The sequence below is a fragment of the Streptomyces racemochromogenes genome (assembly GCF_039535215.1).
Lineage (GTDB): Bacteria > Actinomycetota > Actinomycetes > Streptomycetales > Streptomycetaceae > Streptomyces > Streptomyces racemochromogenes.
Window position 1 is genome coordinate 634,782 of the sequence record NZ_BAAAWT010000001.1, and the last position, 19,055, is coordinate 653,836.

The 19,055-nt window shown below is 70.4% G+C and carries 20 protein-coding genes and 1 pseudogene; 18 read left to right on the forward strand and 3 right to left on the reverse strand.

Annotation, left to right across the window (positions count from 1 at the left end):
- The first annotated feature begins 35 nt into the window (after positions 1-35).
- From ABD973_RS02950 to ABD973_RS02980, 7 genes are all read left to right on the forward strand, one after another.
- Complete coding sequence (locus ABD973_RS02950; protein ID WP_164721007.1) at positions 36-191, forward strand: hypothetical protein; 156 nt, start codon at positions 36-38, stop codon at positions 189-191.
- Positions 188-277, forward strand: a complete 90-nt coding sequence (kdpF, locus tag ABD973_RS02955) for a K(+)-transporting ATPase subunit F (protein ID WP_125594429.1) — start codon at positions 188-190, stop codon at positions 275-277. Before ABD973_RS02950 ends, kdpF (ABD973_RS02955) begins: the two co-directional genes overlap by 4 nt.
- A gap of 6 nt (positions 278-283) precedes the next feature.
- Positions 284-1,948, forward strand: a complete 1,665-nt coding sequence (gene kdpA / locus ABD973_RS02960) for a potassium-transporting ATPase subunit KdpA (protein ID WP_345498233.1) — start codon at positions 284-286, stop codon at positions 1,946-1,948.
- Complete coding sequence (gene kdpB / locus ABD973_RS02965; RefSeq protein ID WP_345498235.1) at positions 1,945-4,047, forward strand: potassium-transporting ATPase subunit KdpB; 2,103 nt, start codon at positions 1,945-1,947, stop codon at positions 4,045-4,047. Before kdpA ends, kdpB begins: the two co-directional genes overlap by 4 nt.
- Positions 4,048-4,053: 6 nt before the next feature.
- Positions 4,054-4,770: a potassium-transporting ATPase subunit C gene (locus ABD973_RS02970; RefSeq protein ID WP_125823354.1), complete on the forward strand. Its 717-nt coding sequence runs from the start codon at positions 4,054-4,056 to the stop codon at positions 4,768-4,770.
- Between the two features lie 97 nt (positions 4,771-4,867).
- Entirely contained in the window at positions 4,868-5,557 is a 690-nt protein-coding gene (locus ABD973_RS02975) for a response regulator (protein WP_345498237.1), read from the forward strand.
- A 39-nt stretch (positions 5,558-5,596) separates the two neighbouring features.
- Positions 5,597-8,140: a sensor histidine kinase gene (locus ABD973_RS02980; RefSeq protein WP_125823352.1), complete on the forward strand. Its 2,544-nt coding sequence runs from the start codon at positions 5,597-5,599 to the stop codon at positions 8,138-8,140.
- 88 nt (positions 8,141-8,228) lie between these two features.
- Here the strand turns inward: ABD973_RS02980 and ABD973_RS02985 are convergent, their stop codons facing one another.
- Both ABD973_RS02985 and ABD973_RS02990 read right to left on the reverse strand, forming a co-directional pair.
- A complete protein-coding gene (locus ABD973_RS02985) occupies positions 8,229-8,561 on the reverse strand; it encodes a winged helix-turn-helix domain-containing protein (protein ID WP_125823351.1) in 333 nt (110 codons plus the stop codon).
- Positions 8,558-8,974 (reverse strand): hypothetical protein, encoded by a 417-nt coding sequence (locus ABD973_RS02990; RefSeq protein ID WP_125823350.1) that lies wholly within the window; start codon positions 8,972-8,974, stop codon positions 8,558-8,560. Before ABD973_RS02990 ends, ABD973_RS02985 begins: the two co-directional genes overlap by 4 nt.
- 271 nt (positions 8,975-9,245) lie before the next feature.
- On the opposite strand from ABD973_RS02990, the gene ABD973_RS02995 reads away from it, so the two are divergent.
- The 6 genes and pseudogenes from ABD973_RS02995 to ABD973_RS03030 all read left to right on the forward strand — a co-directional run bounded on the left by ABD973_RS02995 (position 9,246) and on the right by ABD973_RS03030 (position 13,526).
- Complete coding sequence (locus ABD973_RS02995) at positions 9,246-9,665, forward strand: SDR family NAD(P)-dependent oxidoreductase (RefSeq protein WP_345498243.1); 420 nt, start codon at positions 9,246-9,248, stop codon at positions 9,663-9,665.
- Between the two features lie 14 nt (positions 9,666-9,679).
- Positions 9,680-9,847 carry a hypothetical protein gene (locus tag ABD973_RS03000; protein ID WP_345498245.1) on the forward strand — a complete coding sequence of 56 codons (168 nt, stop codon included), beginning with the start codon at positions 9,680-9,682 and terminating at the stop codon, positions 9,845-9,847.
- Positions 9,848-10,059: 212 nt separating this feature from the next.
- The gene (gene kdpF, locus ABD973_RS03005) at positions 10,060-10,149 is read left to right on the forward strand and encodes a K(+)-transporting ATPase subunit F (protein WP_125594421.1); all 90 of its coding nucleotides are present in this window, start codon (positions 10,060-10,062) and stop codon (positions 10,147-10,149) included.
- Positions 10,146-12,551 (forward strand): annotated as a pseudogene (locus ABD973_RS34705) (sensor histidine kinase); the annotation flags it as partial. The gene kdpF (ABD973_RS03005) and the pseudogene ABD973_RS34705, both read left to right, overlap by 4 nt.
- Positions 12,552-12,605: 54 nt before the next feature.
- A complete protein-coding gene (locus tag ABD973_RS03025) occupies positions 12,606-12,851 on the forward strand; it encodes a hypothetical protein (RefSeq protein WP_125823348.1) in 246 nt (81 codons plus the stop codon).
- 114 nt (positions 12,852-12,965) lie between these two features.
- Positions 12,966-13,526: a hypothetical protein gene (locus ABD973_RS03030; RefSeq protein ID WP_345498251.1), complete on the forward strand. Its 561-nt coding sequence runs from the start codon at positions 12,966-12,968 to the stop codon at positions 13,524-13,526.
- 401 nt (positions 13,527-13,927) lie between these two features.
- Here ABD973_RS03030 and ABD973_RS03035 read toward each other — a convergent pair whose 3' ends face one another.
- Positions 13,928-14,893, reverse strand: a complete 966-nt coding sequence (locus ABD973_RS03035) for a pirin family protein (protein WP_125823346.1) — start codon at positions 14,891-14,893, stop codon at positions 13,928-13,930.
- A 124-nt stretch (positions 14,894-15,017) separates the two neighbouring features.
- On the opposite strand from ABD973_RS03035, the gene ABD973_RS03040 reads away from it, so the two are divergent.
- The 5 genes from ABD973_RS03040 (at position 15,018) to ABD973_RS03060 (ending at position 18,881) form a co-directional block, all read left to right on the forward strand.
- Positions 15,018-16,211 (forward strand): methyltransferase, encoded by a 1,194-nt coding sequence (locus ABD973_RS03040; RefSeq protein ID WP_125824285.1) that lies wholly within the window; start codon positions 15,018-15,020, stop codon positions 16,209-16,211.
- 40 nt (positions 16,212-16,251) lie between these two features.
- Positions 16,252-17,031: a MerR family transcriptional regulator gene (locus ABD973_RS03045; RefSeq protein WP_345498254.1), complete on the forward strand. Its 780-nt coding sequence runs from the start codon at positions 16,252-16,254 to the stop codon at positions 17,029-17,031.
- A gap of 106 nt (positions 17,032-17,137) precedes the next feature.
- Positions 17,138-17,806 carry a DUF6230 family protein gene (locus tag ABD973_RS03050; RefSeq protein WP_386381826.1) on the forward strand — a complete coding sequence of 223 codons (669 nt, stop codon included), beginning with the start codon at positions 17,138-17,140 and terminating at the stop codon, positions 17,804-17,806.
- The gene (locus ABD973_RS03055; RefSeq protein WP_345498256.1) at positions 17,797-18,234 is read left to right on the forward strand and encodes a DUF6114 domain-containing protein; all 438 of its coding nucleotides are present in this window, start codon (positions 17,797-17,799) and stop codon (positions 18,232-18,234) included. Before ABD973_RS03050 ends, ABD973_RS03055 begins: the two co-directional genes overlap by 10 nt.
- Positions 18,231-18,881, forward strand: a complete 651-nt coding sequence (locus ABD973_RS03060; protein ID WP_345498258.1) for a hypothetical protein — start codon at positions 18,231-18,233, stop codon at positions 18,879-18,881. Before ABD973_RS03055 ends, ABD973_RS03060 begins: the two co-directional genes overlap by 4 nt.
- The last annotated feature ends 174 nt before the right edge of the window (positions 18,882-19,055 follow it).

Consider the following 19,055-nt stretch of genomic DNA (forward strand, 5'->3'; position numbering starts at 1 on the left):
CCGTATGGACCCCGTCAAGGCGTCTTAACGCCGGGATGAAGACACGGTTATCTCGTCATCGGCCATCTGGCCGATTCATTACTTCCCACTTCACTCAGGAGCTCGCGATGGCCGATCTGGCCTTCGTCGTCACCACGGTCGCGGTGTTCGCGCTGGTGGCTCTCATCGCCAAGGGGGTGACCAAGCTGTGAACGCCGAGAACATCGTCGGCCTCCTCGTGGCCGTCGCCCTGCTGGGCTACCTCGTCCTCGCCCTCGTCAAGCCGGAGAGGTTCTAGCCACCGATGAGTCCCGTTCTCGCTGGTGTGCTCCAGCTCCTCGCACTGATCGCCGCGCTCGCACTGGCCTACCGCCCGCTGGGCGACTACATGGCCCGCGTCTACTCCTCCGAACGGCACTACCGCCCGGAGAAGTGGATCTACAAGGCGATCGGTGCCAACCCGTCCGCCGAAATGCGCTGGCCCGCCTACCTGCGCGGCGTCCTCGCCTTCTCCGCGGTCAGCGTCCTGTTCCTCTACGGCCTCCAGCGCGCCCAGGGCGTCCTGCCCGGCTCGCTCGGCTTCGCCTCCATCGACCCCGACCAGGCGTTCAACACGGCCGCCTCCTTCGTGGCCAACACCAACTGGCAGTCGTACGCGGGCGAGCAGGCCATGGGCCACGTCGTGCAGACCGGCGGCCTGGCGGTGCAGAACTTCGTCTCCGCCGCGGTCGGCATGGCCGTCGCGGTCGCGCTCGTACGGGGCTTCGCGCGCTCCCGTACCGGTGAGCTGGGCAACTTCTGGGCGGACCTGGTCCGCGGCACCGTCCGGATCCTCCTTCCGATCGCCGTGATCGGCGCGATCGTTCTGGTCGCCTGCGGCGCCATCCAGAACTTCACCGGCATTCACGAGGTCGGTCAGTTCATGGGCGGCTCGCAGCAGTGGAACGGGGGCGCCGTGGCCTCCCAGGAGGTCATCAAGGAGCTCGGCACGAACGGCGGTGGCTACTTCAACGCCAACTCCGCCCACCCCTTCGAGAACCCGACCCCCTTCTCCAACCTTTTCGAGGTCTTCCTGATCCTCGTCATCCCGTTCGCGCTGACCCGCACCTTCGGCCGCATGGTCGGAAGCCTGCGCCAGGGTTACGCGATCCTCGCGACGATGGCGACCATCTGGCTCGGGTTCACCGCCCTGATGATGTGGACCGAGTTCGCGCACCACGGTCCGGCCTTCGAGGTCGCGGGCGGGGCGTTGGAGGGCAAGGAGACCCGCTTCGGCATCGCCGGTTCGGCGATCTTCTCGGTCGCCACCACGCTGACCTCGACCGGTGCGGTCAACTCCTTCCACTCCTCCTACACCGGGCTGGGTGGCGGGATCCAGCTGCTGGGCATGCAGCTCGGCGAGATCGCGCCGGGCGGTGTCGGCTCCGGCCTCTACGGCATGCTTGTCATGGCGATCATCGCGGTGTTCATCGCCGGCCTGATGGTCGGCCGCACCCCCGAGTACCTGGGCAAGAAGATCGGCACCCGCGAGATCAAGCTCGCGGCCTGCTACATCCTGATCACCCCGGCGCTCGTGCTCTGCTTCACCGCCGCCGCCATGGCGCTGCCGACCCCGCCGCACTCGATGCTCAACTCCGGCGCGCACGGCTTCTCCGAGGTCCTGTACGCGTACACCTCGGGCGCCAACAACAACGGCTCGGCCTTCGGCGGCCTGAACGCCGACACCCAGTGGTACAACACCACGATCGGCCTGGCCATGCTCCTGGGCCGCTTCCTCCCCATGGTGTTCGTCCTCGCACTGGCCGGCTCGCTGGCCGAGCAGAAGCCCGTCCCCGAGACCGCGGGCACCCTTCGCACCGACAAGCCGCTCTACACGGGCCTGCTCGTCGGCACGATCCTCATCGTCACCGGACTGACCTACTTCCCCGCGCTCGCGCTGGGTCCGCTCGCCGAAGGGCTCGCATCATGAGCACCGCCACCCCGACCCGTGCCCCGCACGAGGACCTGCCCACGGGCCACAAGCCGCCGACCGGCCGCGTCGGCGGCGGCCTCTTCGACCCCACGCAGCTGGTCAAGTCCTTCCCCGACGCGATCCGCAAGCTCGACCCACGCGTCATGATCAAGTCGCCGGTCATGTTCGTCGTCCTCATCGGCTCGGTCGTGACCACCGTGCTGGCCGTCAAGGACCCGACGGACTGGTTCGGCTGGGCCATCACGGCCTGGCTGTGGCTGACCACGATCTTCGCCAACCTCGCCGAAGCCGTCGCCGAGGGCCGTGGAAAGGCGCAGGCCGACACCCTGCGCAAGGCCAAGACGGACTCCGTCGCCCGCCGCCTGACCAAGGACGGGGGCGAGGAGTCCGTACCGGGGACCGAGCTGAAGATCGGTGACCTGGTGGTCTGCGAGGCCGGGGACGTCATCCCCGGTGACGGTGACGTCGTCGAGGGCGTCGCCTCGGTGGACGAGTCCGCGATCACGGGCGAGTCCGCCCCGGTCATCCGGGAGTCCGGTGGCGACCGCAGCGCGGTCACGGGCGGTACGAAGGTCCTGTCGGACCGCATCGTCGTCAAGATCACGACGAAGCCCGGTGAGACGTTCATCGACCGCATGATCGCTCTGGTCGAGGGCGCGGCCCGGCAGAAGACCCCGAACGAGATCGCGCTGAACATCCTTCTCGCGTCCCTCACGATCGTCTTCCTGCTCGCGGTCGTCACGCTCCAGCCCTTCGCGATCTACGCGGGCGCCGAGCAGTCGATGATCGTGCTGACGGCCCTGCTGGTCTGCCTGATCCCCACCACCATCGGCGCGCTCCTCTCCGCGATCGGCATCGCCGGCATGGACCGCCTGGTCCAGCGCAACGTCCTGGCCATGTCCGGCCGGGCCGTCGAGGCCGCGGGCGACGTGTCGACGCTGCTGCTCGACAAGACGGGCACCATCACCCTGGGCAACCGTCAGGCCTCCGAGTTCGTAACCGTCAAGGGCACCACCGAGGCCGAACTGGCCGACGCCGCCCAGCTGTCCTCGCTGGCCGACGAGACCCCCGAGGGCCGTTCCATCGTCGTTCTGGCGAAGGAGAAGTACGGGCTCCGCGAGCGTCACCAGGGCGAGTTGGCGCACGCCACCTGGATCGAGTTCACCGCCCAGACCCGTATGTCGGGTGTGGACGTCGACGGCAGGCAGACCCGCAAGGGCGCGGCCGGTTCGGTCATCACCTGGGTCGAGGAGCAGGGCGGCCAGGTCGGCGACGACGCCGACCTCCTCGCGAACCGCATCTCGGAAGCGGGCGGTACACCACTACTCGTCGCCGTCAAGGACGACAAGGGCGCCCGCGTCCTCGGTGTGATCCACCTCAAGGACGTGGTCAAGGAGGGCATGCGGGAGCGGTTCGACGAGCTGCGCCGCATGGGCATCAAGACCGTCATGATCACCGGCGACAACCCGCTCACCGCGAAGGCCATCGCCGAAGAGGCCGGCGTCGACGACTTCCTCGCCGAGGCCACCCCCGAGGACAAGATGGCCCTCATCAAGCGGGAGCAGGCCGGCGGCAAGCTCGTCGCGATGACCGGTGACGGTACGAACGACGCCCCGGCGCTCGCGCAGGCGGACGTGGGCGTGGCCATGAACACCGGCACCTCCGCCGCCAAGGAGGCCGGGAACATGGTGGACCTGGACTCCAACCCCACCAAGCTCATCGAGATCGTCGAGATCGGCAAGCAGCTCCTCATCACCCGGGGCGCCCTGACCACCTTCTCGATCGCCAACGACGTCGCGAAGTACTTCGCGATCATCCCGGCCATGTTCGCCGTGGTCTACCCGGGCCTGGACAAGCTCAACATCATGGGCCTGCACTCGCCCGAATCGGCGATCCTCTCGGCCGTCATCTTCAACGCGCTGATCATCATCGCGCTCGTCCCGCTCGCCCTCAAGGGCGTGCAGTACAAGCCCACCAGCGCCGACAAGATGCTCCGCCGCAATCTGGGGCTGTACGGCGTGGGCGGTCTGATCGCCCCGTTCATCGGCATCAAGATCATCGACCTCCTCATCACCCTCATCCCCGGAATCGGCTGAGACGACATGAACAACTCTGTAGGCAACACCGCACGGTTGATAGGCGCAGGCCTGCGCGCCCTGCTCGTCCTGACCGTGATCTGCGGGGTCATCTACCCGCTCGCCGTCACCGGCATCGCCCAGGCCCTCTTCAACGACAAGGCCAACGGCTCCGAGATCAAGGACAAGAGCGGCAACGTCGTCGGCTCCTCCCTCATCGGGCAGACCTACAACCTCCCGAAGCAGAACCCCGACGACCCGGAAGAGGCCGCGAAGCCGGACCTGAAGTGGTTCCAGCCGCGCCCCTCCAACGGCCTCGGCGCCAACAGCGTCAACACCCAGTACTCGCTGATCCTGTCGGGCGCCACCAACCGCTCCGCCGACAACGGGGCCGTGGACGGCAAGTGCACCAAGGACGCCGAGGAAGGCACCCTCTGCGCGCAGGTCGTCGCTGCCAAGGAAGGCGTCATCGCCGACAACTCCACGGCCGGCTACAAGGTCAAGCCCGAGGACGTCCCGGCCGACGCCGTCACCTCCTCCGGCTCCGGCCTGGACCCGAACATCTCCCCCGCGTACGCCAAGCTCCAGGTCCACCGGGTCGCCGAGCAGAACAAGCTCGACGTCAAGCAGGTCGAGAAGCTCGTCGCGGACCACACCACCGGCCGGACCCTCGGCTTCATGGGCGAACCCCGCGTCAACGTCCTCGAACTCAACACCGCCCTCAAGGCACTGACCAAGAGCTGATGTGCCACATCGCACGGACCGGGAGCCGGCGGGGCGCGGATGCTCGCGTCTCGCCGGCTCCCGACCGTGCCCGCATCGAAGGAAAGGCTGCACACCCATGACCCGGGTGCTGGTGGTGGAGGACGATCCCCAGCTCGTCCGCGCCCTGAAGATCAATCTCCAGGCGCGCAAATTCGAGGTCGAAGAGGCTCCGGACGGCGACTCGGCCCTGCGCCTGGCGGCCGCGCGCAAGCCGGACGTCATCGTGCTCGACCTCGGGCTGCCCGACATGGACGGCGTCGACGTGATCAAGGGTGTTCGCGGCTGGAGCCGCGTGCCCATCCTGGTGCTGTCCGCCCGCCACACCTCGGAGGACAAGATCCGGGCCCTGGACGCGGGCGCCGATGACTACGTGACGAAACCGTTCAGCATGGACGAGCTCCTGGCCCGCCTGCGGGCGGCCGCCCGCAGACAGGAGCCGGCAGGCGCCTCGCGGGCCGACGAGGTCTCCAGCGTCACGACCGAAGAGTTCACCGTCGACCTGGTCGCGAAGAAGGTGTACCGCGGCGATCGCACGGTACGCCTGACCCCGACCGAGTGGCACCTGCTGGAAATCCTCATCACCCACCCGGGCCGACTGATCACCCAGGCCCGACTGCTGCTGGAGGTCTGGGGCCCGACCTACGGCGAGAACACCAACTACCTGCGCGTCTACATGGCCCAGCTCCGGCGCAAACTGGAAGCGGACCCCTCGCACCCCCGGTACCTGATCACCGAACCGGGCATGGGATACCGCTTCGAACCCTGATCATCCGCCCGACCGCCAACAGAGAAGAAGAGTCTGAACATGGGACGCGGCAAGCTCCGCATCTACCTCGGTGCGGCACCCGGCGTCGGCAAGACGTACGCGATGCTCTCCGAGGCGCATCGCCGGGTCGAGCGGGGCACCGACTGCGTCGTCGGATTCGTCGAGCACCACAGCCGGCCGCGGACCGAGGTAATGCTGCACGGGCTCGAGCTCATCGAGCGGCGTGAGCTGGAGTACCGCGGTTCCACGTTCACCGAGATGGACGTCGACGCGATCCTCGCCCGGCGCCCCGCCGTCGCGCTGGTGGACGAGCTCGCCCACACCAACGTGCCCGGCTCGCGCAACGCCAAGCGCTGGCAGGACGTGGAGGAACTGCTCCAGGCGGGCATCGACGTAGTCTCGACCGTGAACATCCAGCACCTGGAATCGCTGGGCGACGTGGTGGAGACGATCACCGGTGTCCGCCAGCGCGAGACCGTCCCCGACGAGGTGGCCCGGCGGGCGGACCAGATCGAGCTGGTCGACATGTCCCCGCAGGCGCTGCGGCGCCGTATGGCCCACGGCAACGTCTACAAGCCCGACAAGGTCGACGCGGCCCTCTCCAACTACTTCCGTCCCGGCAATCTGACCGCTCTGCGTGAGCTGGCGCTGCTGTGGGTGGCCGACCGGGTCGACGAGTACCTCCAGGAGTACCGGGGCGAGCACAACATCCGCTCCACCTGGCAGGCGCGCGAACGCATCGTCGTCGGCCTCACCGGCGGCCCCGAGGGCCGTACGCTCATCCGGCGCGCCGCCCGTCTCGCGGAGAAGGGCGCGGGCGGCGAGGTACTCGCCGTCTACATCGCCGCGAGCGACGGCCTCACCGCCGCCTCACCCAAGGAGCTGGCCGTCCAGCGAACCCTGGTCGAGGACCTGGGCGGCACCTTCCACCACGTCATAGGCGACGACGTCTCGGACGCGCTCCTGGAGTTCGCCCGCGGCTGCAACGCCACCCAGATCGTCCTCGGGGTCAGTCGCCGCAAGTCCTGGCAGTCCGTTTTCAGCCCCGGCGTCAGCGCCACCGTCGCCCGCGAATCGGGCCCGGACCTCGACGTCCACATCGTCACCCACGACGAGGCCGCCAAGGGCCGCGGCCTGCCCGTCGCGCGCGGCGCACGCCTTGGACGGTCCCGCCGCATCTGGGGCTGGCTGGCCGGTATCGGCGGCCCCGTCCTGCTCACCGTTCTGCTGAACCAGCTCGTCCCCGACCTCGGCCTCGCCAACGACATGCTGCTCTTCCTCACGTGCACGGTGGCGGCGGCACTCCTCGGCGGGCTGCTCCCCGCACTCGCCTCGGCGGCGTTCGGGTCCCTGCTCCTGAACTACTACTTCACGCCGCCGCTGCACCAGTTCACGATCTCCGACCCGAAGAACATCGTCGCCATCGCGATCTTCGTCGGTGTGGCGGTGTCGGTGGCCTCCGTGGTCGACCTCGCCGCCCGGCGCACCCACCAGGCGGCCCGGCTGCGCGCCGAGTCCGAGATCCTCTCCTTCCTCGCCGGCAGTGTCCTGCGGGGCGAGGACTCCCTCGACGCCCTCCTCGAACGGCTCCGTGAGACCTTCGCCATGCAGTCGGTCGTCCTGCTGGAACGCACCAGTGAAGTCGACCCCTGGACGACGGCGGCATCCGTCGGCACCGGTCCCGTCAGCCGTCCCGAGGAGGCGGACGTCGACCTGCCCATCGGCGACAACCTGGCGCTCGCCCTGACCGGCCGGGTCCTGCCCGCCGAGGACCGCCGCGTCCTCGGCGCCTTCGGCGCGCAGGCGGCCGTGGTACTCGACCGCCAGCGCCTCGTCGACGAGGCGGAGAAGTCGCGCTCACTCGCCGAGGCCAACCGCATCCGCACCGCACTGCTCGCCGCCGTCAGCCACGACCTGCGCACCCCGCTGGCCGGCATCAAGGCTTCCGTCAGCTCCCTGCGCTCCGACGACGTCGAATGGTCCGATGACGACAAGGCCGAACTCCTCGAAGGGATCGAAGACGGCGCCGACCGCCTAGCGGCCCTGATCGGGAACCTCCTCGACATGTCCCGCCTCAACACCGGCACCGTCGTACCGCTCATCCGCGAGACCGACCTCGACGAGGTCGTCCCCATGGCCCTGGGCGGCGTACCGGAGGACCGTGTCGAACTCGACATCCCCGAGACCCTTCCGATGGTCGCCGTCGACCGCGGTCTGCTGGAGCGGGCCGTCGCCAACATCGTCGAGAACGCGGTCAAGTACAGCCCTGCCGGCCAGCCCGTCAACGTCTCCGCCAGCGCTCTGGGGAGCCGCGTCGAACTACGGGTCGTCGACCGGGGCCCCGGCGTCCCGGACGAGGCCAAGGACCGCATCTTCGAACCCTTCCAACGCCACGGCGACGCCCCGCGAGGCGCCGGCGTCGGCCTCGGACTCGCCGTCGCCCGCGGCTTCACGGAGGCCATCGGCGGCACCCTCACCGCTGAGGACACCCCCGGCGGCGGCCTCACCATGGTCCTCACACTTCCCATGGCAGGCGGCACCCCGCCGGTCACCGCGGACCTGCCGACCTCTGCGGTCACCTGACAACGCGACAACCGGCCGATCCGTCGGGGCCCGCGGACCGGGTCCCGACGAGGCTGGTCACAGGCTGTGGCAGCCATCGCCCCGCGTATCAGTACAGCGGACCCGCGATTGCCGTGAGCGCGGCGACGTGGCGCCGGTAGGCGGCCAGTCCCTCCTCGGTCAGACACAGCCAGGTCCGTGGCCGGCGTCCTACCTGCCCCTTCTCGACCGTCACCCAACCCGCTTCCTCCAGGCGCGAGACCTGTTTCGACAAGGCGGAGTCGGTGATCTCGACGAGATCCCGTACGTAGGCGAACTCGGCCTTCTCCACGGCAGCGAGGGCCGCGACGATCGACAGACGCACGGCCGACGCCAGAAGGGGCGCGAGTCCGTGCCGCGGATGAGGGCCCTGCCCGGCACCCGCCGAGGCCACCGGCGTCATACGGCGCGCACCTCCCGCCAGGCTGCCGCAGCAGCCGGAAGCGCGCACGCGAGGGCGGCCACGGCCGCGAACGCGACGCTGTCCAGGAAGACGGTGAAGCCGAACACGAGGGTCAGGACGTAGGCAACCGCCCACCCTCCGATCACCCTGAGGTGCCTGCCGCCGTAGCCGCGCGGGACTACGGGCTGCCGCGTGGCGAACAGGGACAGCCCCATGACCACGAGAGCGTTCGACAGCGTGCTGACGAGTGTTCCCGTTCGCCCGTGCCACAGCAGCACCGCGGGAACGAGGGCCAGCTGCCACACGGCGAACAGCCAGAGGTAGCCGACATACCAGCCGCCTCGCCCCCGCACGGTCCCCTCGATCCGCGCAATTCCCTTCAACGATGCCGCTGCGTCGGCCTGTTCATGCATGGCAAACCCCTCCCGCCGTCGCCGAGCAACCTTGTACCTGCCAGCCCGGCATCTACTTGCCACATTAGCAACTACTTGCCAGCCGAGAGGACTCGGCTTCGCTTACGCGGGAAAACACGCGAGCCGTCCGGCCCCGGTATCCCCTCACCGGAGAGCCGGACGGCTCATGTGTTGCGCGACGGGTGACCGGCACGCGCTCGCTCAGGTCCGTACCCCCACGGTGGGACCCTGCGCCGCTTCGGACGATGTTCGGGTCACCGCCACCAGCCGCGTGCCGCCGGACCGTCTTCCGGCTCCGTCGCCACACCAGTCTGCGTCCAGCCAGCGGCCAGTCGTCACCGGAGCCACCTCCGGCATCGGCTACGAGACCACCCGCCAGCTCGCCGAGCGCGGCGCCACCGTCCTCCTCCACGGCCGCACCCCCGAGGAGTCCCAGGCGGCCACCGACCGGCTGATCGCCACCGCCGGCGTGTGCGAGACCGGCCTCCTTCCGCTGTACGGACACGAGGGCGCGCCGGCCGCGGAAGGCGCCCGTCACGTCGCACGGCTCTGCGACGCGGCCACGGAGATCGTCAACGGCGCGTACTACGACCGCTCCGAGCGTGTCGCCCCGGCCCCCGCCGCCACCGAGGACCGCACCGTCAAGCGCCTCAACAAGCTCGCCGACCTCCTCGTCGGCCACACCGTCTGAAGGGGTACACCGGCATGTCCAAGCGCGCACGCAGGAAGAGGGCCCGCCGCAAGAAGGGATCCAACCACGGCAGCAAACCCCCCTGCGGCCGCCGAGGCCAGGACCAGGCCGACGGCGAGCACGCTGACCGGCTCCCTCACGAGGCGCAGTTCGCGCCGGGACAGTCCTCCGCACTGGCGTAGAGCAGGGGCGAGCAGTGAGTGCGCGGGGATTCGCCATCGGCGGGCGCCCGTGGGCACGACCGTGGCCAGCAACACGAGGAACAAGAGCGGCCGTCAATACACCGTCAAAGTCCCGGCCGACCCGCGTCAGGAAGCCGTATGGGCCGTTTCGTTCAGTGTTCTGTTGATGTTCGCTGGTGAGGTCGAGGACGCACGGAGGAGTCGGTGTACGGGTGAGCACGGAGACTGTCGTAGGCATCGTCGTCGCGGTCAGCCTTGTCGGGTATCTGGTCCTGGCGTTGTTCTTCCCCGAGAAGTTCTGAGCGTGACGACCATCCACGAGGCCGCCCCGGCGGCCGGTGCGCGGCCGGACCTCTGGCTCGGAAGGCTCAAGGTCTTTCTGGGCGCGGCTCCCGGTGTCGGCAAGACGTACCGGATGCTCGACGAGGCGCACCGCCGGGTGGCCCGCGGCGCGGACGTCGTGGGCGGTTTCGTGGAGTGCCACCGGCGCCGGCACACCGAGGCGAAGCTCGACGGTCTGGAGATGCTCCCCCTGGCCTGCCACGACTACCGTGGGGGCCGGTACACGGAGCTGGACCGCGAGGCGCTGCTGGCCAGGAAGCCGCAGGTGGTGCTGATCGACGAACTCGCCCACAGCAACGTCCCGGGCGGAGACCGGCACCCGAAGCGCTGGCAGGACGTCGAGGACATGCTCGCCGCCGGGATCGACGTCGTCACCACCCTCAACATCCAGCACCTGGAGTCGCTGAGCGACGTCGTCGAGAAGATCACCGGGGTGCCGCAGCGCGAAACGGTCCCCAATGAGTTCGTACGCCGTGCCGACGAGATGAAGCTGGTCGACATACCCCCTGAGGGACTCCGACGCCGGATGGCCCACGGCAATATCTGTCCCCCGGAACGGATCGACGCCTCCCGCGCGAACTACTTCCGCCCCGGCAACCTCATCGCGCTGCGCGAACTTGCGCTCTTGTGTCTGGCCGGGCGGGTGGACGAAGCCCTGCACAAGTACCGGGTCGAGCACGGAATCGGGGACGTCTGGGAGACCCGGGAGCGGGTGGTGGTGGCGCTCACGGGCGGTCCCGAGGGCGAGACCCTGATCCGCCGCGCCGCCCGCATCGTCGGCAGGTCCGCCGGCGGCGAGCTGCTCGCCGTGCACATCACGCGCAGCGACGGTCTCGCCGCCGGGGTCTCGCACGCGGCACTCACCGCGCAGCGGGCCCTCGTCGAGGACCTGGGCGGCAGCTACCACTCCGTCGTCGGCGACGAAGTTCCCACGGCCCTGGTGGACTTCGCGATGGCGGAGAACGCCACCCAGCTCGTTCTGGGTACGAGCCGCCGCCGGAGGCTGGAACGTTTCCTCACCGGCAGAGGCATCAGCGAGACCGTGGTGGCGCTCTCCGAGGACGTCGACGTCCACATGGTCACGCACGAGCGGGCGGGTCACGGCCGGCTGCTGCCGTCCCGCCGCCGCACGCTCCCCACCTCCCGGCTCATCGCCGGCCCCGTGGCCGGGGTGGTGCTCCCGGTACTGCTCACCCTCGCCCTCGACCGGATGCGCGGCACGCTGAACCTCACCAGCGAAGCACCGCTCTTCCTGGTGGCCGTCGTCGGAGTGGCCTGCATCGGCGGAGTGGCCTCCGCCCTGGTCGCGGCGCTGACCGCCGCGTTACTCCTCAACTACTGGTTCATGCCGCCCATAGGCGAGTTCACCATGAGCGACCCGGACAGCGTGCTGGCTCTGGTGGTCTTCGCCTTCGTCGCCGCGACCGTGGCCGCCGCGGCGGACCGGTCCCTACGGCTCTCCCGCCGTGCCGCCCCCCGGGTGCGTTCCAGCAGCGCCGGTATGGTCTGGTCGCCGTGGACGATGCTGCCTGCGAGGGAGGGCATCGTCTCCGCCTCGGCCGTGGCCCGAGACCTTCGGCATGGACACCGTCGCGCTGGCCCCTCAAGCCCCCGACGCCGGTTCCGGCACCGAGAGGGGGCGCCGCGTCCGCGCGGGTTCGGACCCCGCCCTGGTGGTCGCGGCCGGATCCGGGGCCTTCCTCGTCCTGCGAGGCCGTACGCTGCCCTCCTCCGAGCGCCGTGTGCTGGCCGCCTTCGCCGCGCACGTCGGCGCCGCTGTCGAGCGGGCCCGCCTGGCCGAGGCCGCGGCCGAAGTCGAACCCATCAAGGCCGCCGACCGCCTGCGCACCGCCCTGCTGCGCGCCGTCAGCCACGACCTGCGCACCCCGTTGGCAGGGGCACTGGCCGCGATCACCTCATTGCGCGCCCCGGACATCGACTTCTCCGAGGAGGACCGGGCAGAGCAGCTCGAATCCGCCGAGCTGTCCCTCAACCGGCTGAACCGGCTCGTGGAGAACCTGCTCGATCTCAGCCGCCTGCAAGCCGGCGCCCTCACCCTCGAACTGCGGGCCACCACCCTCCAGGAAGTCCTGCCGGCCGCACTGGACTCCCTGGAACCGCTGTCCGCGGACGGGCCCGGCATCGACGTACAGAACCTGGAGACGGTCCCGGCGCTCCAGGCCGACCCGCCTCTCCTTGAACGGGTCCTGGCGAACCTGGTCGGCAACGCGGTCCGCCACGCCCCCGGGGACCTTCCCGTGCTGGTGACGGCGAGCGCCCTGGCCGGCCGGGTCGAGATCAGGATCGCCGACCGGGGCCCCGGATCCACGCCGACGACCGTGAGCGTGCCTTCGAACCGTTCCACGGCCCTGACCGGACTATCCTCCTCCCCCCTGTGACTTGAAGGAGACTGCCTGTGCGGTACGACGACGAACCGGTCTTCAGACGGAGCAAGTGGGGTACGAACCGCTACTCCTACAACCCCCACAACTCCGTCGGGCGCGCCCTCATCATCATCACTCTGCTCTTCACCGGGACGATGCTGATCCTCATGGCGAACCGGGCAGGACCCTTCAAGCCCTCGCCCACCCCCGCACCATGGAGCCCGCCGCCGTACGACGACTCCCGGCCGTCGCCGTCACTCACCCCACCGGGCCCTTGAGGCCGACGGGCTTCCGCTCGGAAGAGGGGAGTCTCATCAAGATGGCGTAGCCATCACATCAGCGGTGCGTCAGAGTCCGGCTCCAGAGCCTCTACCAGCCCTAACGTCGCTCTCATGGAACGACGTCGCACCCCTGCCCCGACCGGCGCACACGCCGCCGCGGCGGCACGTCCCGGCCCCCTCGCGCACGACGTCCACTGGGCTGGTGAGCTGCGCTCTGCGATCGGCGTCGCGTTCCTCCTCTTCGCCGCTCTGCTCGTCGTGGACGCCGGTTTCGGAACCCTCGATCCGACGCGTGGCGCCCTGTGGACCGGCCTCGCCGGCCTGCTCTTCGTGATCTTGCATCCGTCTCGGGTCTCCGTACGTCCTGGCCTGCTGAGCTCCCGCGGACTGCTCACGACGGACACGGTCCGCACCGACTGCCTCGTCTCGGTCCGCTGGTCTGACGGGGTGGCCCAGCGGATGGTCCTTCGCGACACGGACGGAAGCCGGGTCGAGATCGACCCGACCGTCCTGGTCCGCAATCCGGCGATGTGGCACCTCCTCGATACGGACGCACGCGCATCGATCCGGCAGGGCACCCTGCTCTCCGGCGTGACCGCCCTGCAACAGCTTGCGCAGCGCATCGACCGCGAGACGGCCCGAACGGTCTTCAGGGTCTCCGGCCTGGAGTGACCCCCTACGCCCGCCTCCAGTTGAAGGCCAACGACGGGCCACTACGACTTGGCACACCCGAATTTGGACTCGGCCGCCTTGACGAACGCGGTGAACAAATCCCGTGGGGCGGGTGCGCCGGCTCCGAGGGATTCGGTGTAGCGGAAGCCGGTTTCCATGGCGAAGTACGTGGGCTTTCCGGAGCAGTCGTCGACGGTGTGGGTGGCGTCGACCCCTGCGCCGCGAGCGCGCGCGGGGCGCAGCCGGCTCGGCCGCTGATGCGGTTCGCGGTGCCGGTCAGGAGCCTCGACCGCTGGCTCCGACGGCTGTCGCGCCACAGCCGGCCGACCCTCCTGCGGAACGCGAAGCGGAGGGCCGGGCGCGAACACTGCACCCGGCCCGGGTCCGCATGAAAGAGCAGGTCAACGCACCCTTCCCCGCGCTTTCAGGTGGGTTGGAGGCAGTTCCGGGGCGGGAATCGGAGGGCCGTCGTAGCCCTTTACCTCGCCGAATCGGGACCCGTTCATCCAGTCTTCGCGGGCCTGGGCGATCTCCTCGTGGGAGCGGCCGATCCAGTTCCAGAACATCACGATCTCCTCCTCGAACGGCTCGCCCCCCAGCAGCATCAGGCCCGCGTCCGAGGCCGCGCGCAGGGGGAGTTCGGTGCGGCCGCAGCCCAGGTAGAGCATCGAGCCGGGGAGGACCGGGACGTCGTCCACGTGGGCCTCGCCCGACATGGAGAGGACCGCGTACTCGAAGTCCGGGTTCAGGGGGAGGCGGGTCTCGGTGCCGGCGGCCAGGGCGAGGTCCGCGCCGACGATGGGGGTGTACGCGGTGCCCGGGGAGGTCGCCGTGTCCAGGGTGCCCAGGATCACCGTCGCGTCCAGGCCGGGGGCCGTGACCCGGGGGAGGTCGGCGTGGTGCTGGAAGTGCGGGGCGACGTCGCGGTGGGCGTCGGGGAGGGCCACCCACAGCTGGGCGCCGTGCAGGAGGCGGGCGTGCGGGCGGGGGCTCTCCTCGGAGTGGCTGATGCCCCGGCCGGAGGTCATCAGGCCCAGCTCGCGCGGGCGGATCGTGGCGAGGCTGCCCGTGCTGTCGCGGTGCAGCACCTCGCCGTCGTGCAGCCAGCTCACGGTCTGCAGCCCGGCGTGGGGGTGCGGCGGGACCTGCATGCCGGGTTCGTCCGCGATGTCGTCCGGGCCGTAGTGGTCGACGAAGCACCAGGCGCCCACCATGCGGCGGCCCAGGTTCGGCAGGAGTCGGCGGACCTCGGTGGATTCCCCCAGCTTGACCGTGCGCGGGCTGAGGAGCTCGCGCACCGGCTCGGCCACGACGAAGCCGCGGCCGCCGCAGGCGGAGAGAGCGGGCTGGCGATCGAGATTGCTCATGCCCACAACTTAGTGGCGCGGCGGCGGGCCGGCACCGCTCCTTGGCGTGGAATGTCAGGGCGCGGGTGCGGCCGGGCACGCGTCCGGGGCCGCCTCGGCTAGCCTGGGTGCCAATATGAACCGCCTGACCACGCCTTTCGGCTCCTACGAACTCACCCGCTTCCCCACCGACCCCCGCGACCGGCTCCGCGCCTGGGACGCCGCCGACGAGTACCTGCTGCGCCACCTCGACGCCGGTACCGGCGAGCGCGGCCCGGTGGACCTGGCCGGCGCCGGGCAGATCACGGTCGTCGGCGACCGCTGGGGGGCGCTGACCACGGCCCTGGCCGCGTACCGCCCCGCCCAGATCACCGACTCCTCGCTGGCCCGCGCCGCGACCGAGGCGAACCTGGACCGGGCCGGCATCGGCACCTCCAAGTCCACGGTGACCCTGCTGACCACGCGGGACGCGCCGCCCGCGCGGATCGACGTACTCCTCGTCCGGGTGCCCAAGAGCCTGGCGCTGCTGGAGGACCAGCTGCACCGGCTGGCCCCGCACCTGCACGCGGGCACGGTCGTCGTGGGCACCGGCATGGTCAAGGAGATCCACACCTCCACGCTGAACCTCTTCGAGAAGATCCTCGGGCCGACGCGCACCTCGCTCGCCGAGAAGAAGGCCCGGCTGATCTTCTGCACCCCCGACCCGGCGCTGCTCGCCGCCGCCGGACCCTCGCCGTGGCCGGTGACGTACACGGTCGACGAGGACGGCGGCTCGGGGGCCGGGCTGGCGACGGTCAACCACGCCGGGATCTTCTGCGCGGACCGTCTGGACGTCGGCACCCGCTTCTTCCTCCAGAGCATCCCGACCAACACCGACGGCGCCCGGGTCGTGGACCTGGGCTGCGGCAACGGCGTCGTCGGCACGGCCGTGCAGGTGGCCGACCCGGACGCCGAGGTGGTCTTCACCGACGAGTCGTACCAGGCCGTCGCATCGGCCCGGGCCACGTACGAGGCCAACGTCCGCCCCGGCCGGCGGACGGCGGAGTTCCTCGTCGGCGACGGGGTGGCCATGCTGGCGCCCTCCTCCGTGGACCTGATCCTCAACAACCCGCCGTTCCACTCCCACCAGGCGACGACCGACGCGACGGCGCTGCGCATGTTCGCGCAGTCCCGCAAGGCGCTGCGCACGGGCGGGGAGCTGTGGGTGGTCGCCAACCGGCACATGGGCTACCACACGCACCTCCAGCGCCTGTTCGGGAACTGCGAAGTCGCCGCGAGCGAGCCGAAGTTCGTGGTGCTGCGGGCGGTCAAGCGCGAGTCGCGGCCCCGCCCCATGTGACCTGCCGGTACACCCGCCGGTAGGTCCTACACTCGGCCGCGTGAGCACCGAGGCGCAGACGGACGGTACGCAGGACGCGGCGCAGGACGCCGGCGGGGACCGGCGCTACCGCCGGGAGGACGTGGCCCGCGCGGCGGGGGTCAAGGTGCGCAACCTGCGCTACTACCAGGAGCGCGGGCTGCTGCCCCCGCCCCGCCGCGAGGGCCGGATCGCCTGGTACTCCGACGACCACCTGACCCGGCTGCGGCTGATCAGCGACCTGCTGGGGCGCGGGTACACGGTCAACGGCATCGGCGAGCTGCTGGCCGCCTGGGAGCACGGCGGCGGACTGTCCGAACTGCTGGGCCTGGAGCGGGAGTTGACCCGGGACTGGGTGCAGGAGGAGCCGGTGACGATGACCCGGGCCGAGCTGCGCGAGCTGTTCGGCCCGGGGGCGACGGCCGAGCACACCCGGCGGGCGGCCGAGCTGGGCTACGTACGCCTGGACGGGGAGCGGGTCACGTATGCGAGCCGGCGGCTGCTGGAGGCGACGGTGGCGCTGGTGCGGCAGGGGGTGCCGCTCGGGGAGATCCTGGACGCGGGGGACTTCGTACAGGTCCAGGCGGCCGCGCTGGCGGACCGCTTCGTGGCGCTGTTCCGGCGGCACGTGATCGGCATGGAGGGGCTGGGGCGACTTTCGGCCAGTCAGCTGGATCATGTCCGGGAGGCGGTGGCGGCGCTGCGGCCGGTGGCCGGCGAGGTGGTGGCCACGGAGTTCGCCCGGGCGATGGGCCGCCGGGTGGAGGCGGAGGTCGCCGAACTGCTGCGTACGGAGCAGTAGGAGTCGGCTCAAAGGGTGCACTCGCACAACCTTGCCAACCACCATTGGCACTCTTACATTCAACTCGTCGGTAACAAAGGTGCACAGCCGAGATAGGGACCATCTCATGGCAAATTCACCGAACTTATCCGAATCCGGGCCCGGATCCGGTGCCGAGCCGCCCGGCGAGGAGCTCGTCAGAGACGGCGGGCGGGTCCGCTGGCGCAGGTTCGTCCTGCTGACCGCCCCCGCCGTCGCGGTCACCGCCGGTCTCGGCATCGCCCTCGCCCAGGGTGCGCTCGCCGCCTCCTTCGCGGTGTCGGGCCAGCAGTTCAAGGTGTCGGCGAAGAGCCTGGAGGGCGAGGGCTTCGCCCAGTACGGCAGCGTCGACGTCAACGCCCGTCAGGAGCTGATCCCGGTGGCGGTCACCGCCATCAAGGAGGCCAAACTGCACGAGCTGTGCCAGTCGGTGGTCACCAGCCTCCCCGTCATCGGGGACATCTCGCTCAACCTGACGGCCGGCAAGAAGGCCCCCGTCGAGGCCTCCAACCTGTTCGTGGACGCCACCCAGCTCGCCGGCGACGCCGAGTTCACGAACATCGAGATCGGGCGCGACGCCTCCACCCTCGACAAGGGTCCGGCGGAGGCCCAGGGCATGCAGGACCTGTTCGCCCAGCAGGCGGACAAGGTCAGCATCAGCAGTCTCCAGCAGACGGCGTGGGCGACCAACGCCGGCACCTTCAAGCTCTCCGGGCTGAGCATGGACATCAGCAAGGGCAAGAAGGAATGCTTCTGAGCCGCTGGCGGCGGTGGCGGCGCGGCAGGCCCTTCTGGGGCGGGCTCTTCGCCGTCCTGGCCGGCGCGTGGATCAGCGTGCTGCCGCTGGCCCCGCTGAAGATCATGCTCCAGCAGGGGGTGGCGGGCATCCCGTCCGTCCTGATGGGCGCCGTCATGATCGTCCTCGGTCTCACCGGCTGGTTCTCCCCCGCACAGCGCACCCTCGCCGGGATCCTCACCACGCTCGTCGCCACCGCCGCGCTGGTCATGTCGAACCTCGGCGGGTTCCTGATCGGCACCCTGCTCGGCATCCTCGGCGGCGGGCTGATGTTCGCCTGGCAGCCGTACGCCGCCCCACGCGCCGGGGGCTCCGCCGCCCCCGCCCGGCCCTCCCCCGCCGGGAACTCCCCCACTCCGCACCCCGATCCCCAAGGAGCACAGCCATGAGCCGTACGCGCACCGCGTTCGCCCTCGGCCTGGCCGCCGCGGCCGCACTGACGGCGGCCTCCGCCACCGCCACCGCCGCGCCGTTACCGGCGGCCGGGTCGACCACCGTCACCCCGGCCGGGCACGCCTTCAAGGCCACCCTCAGCGGGAAGGCCACCCTCAAGGCCGGTTCGGTCACGGTGACCTGCTCGGTCTCCGTATCCACCGGCTCGGTGCCGGCCGCCCCCGGCAACCAGAACCCGGCGGGCCCGGTCTCCTCGCCCATCTCCCCGCCGACCTACAGCTCCTGTACGACCAGCATGCCGGGCGTGAGCGCGACGGTGACCACCAGCGGGTCCTGGGCGGTGTCGATGCAGAACGGCTCCCCGATCACGGCGACCATGACGGTGCCGTCCGGCGGGCTCGTGGTGCAGACCTCGGGCCTGGCCTCCTGCACCGTCACCGCCGCGCCCGGCGGGGCCGCCAGCGCCCCGGGCAGCTGGACGAACGGCGCCCCGTCGAGCCTGACCTTCACCAACGCGACCGTCCCCGTGACCGTCACCGGCGGCTTCGGCTGCCCGACGAGCGCGACCACGTCGACCTTCAACGCCGTCTACAAGGTCACCGACACCACCGACCCGTCCCAGCAGATCGCCGTCACCCCCTGACGGCTCCCGCTGCGCGTCCCCCGCTCCCGGGCCGGCCCGGGAGCGGGGGAAAACGCGTTGCACGGCCCGATGGGCCCGGGCGAAGCTCTGGGCATGTCACAGACCACTGATCAACACGGCACCGATCAACACGGCGCCGAGCAGCGCGGCGCCGAGCAGCGCGGCGCCGAGCAG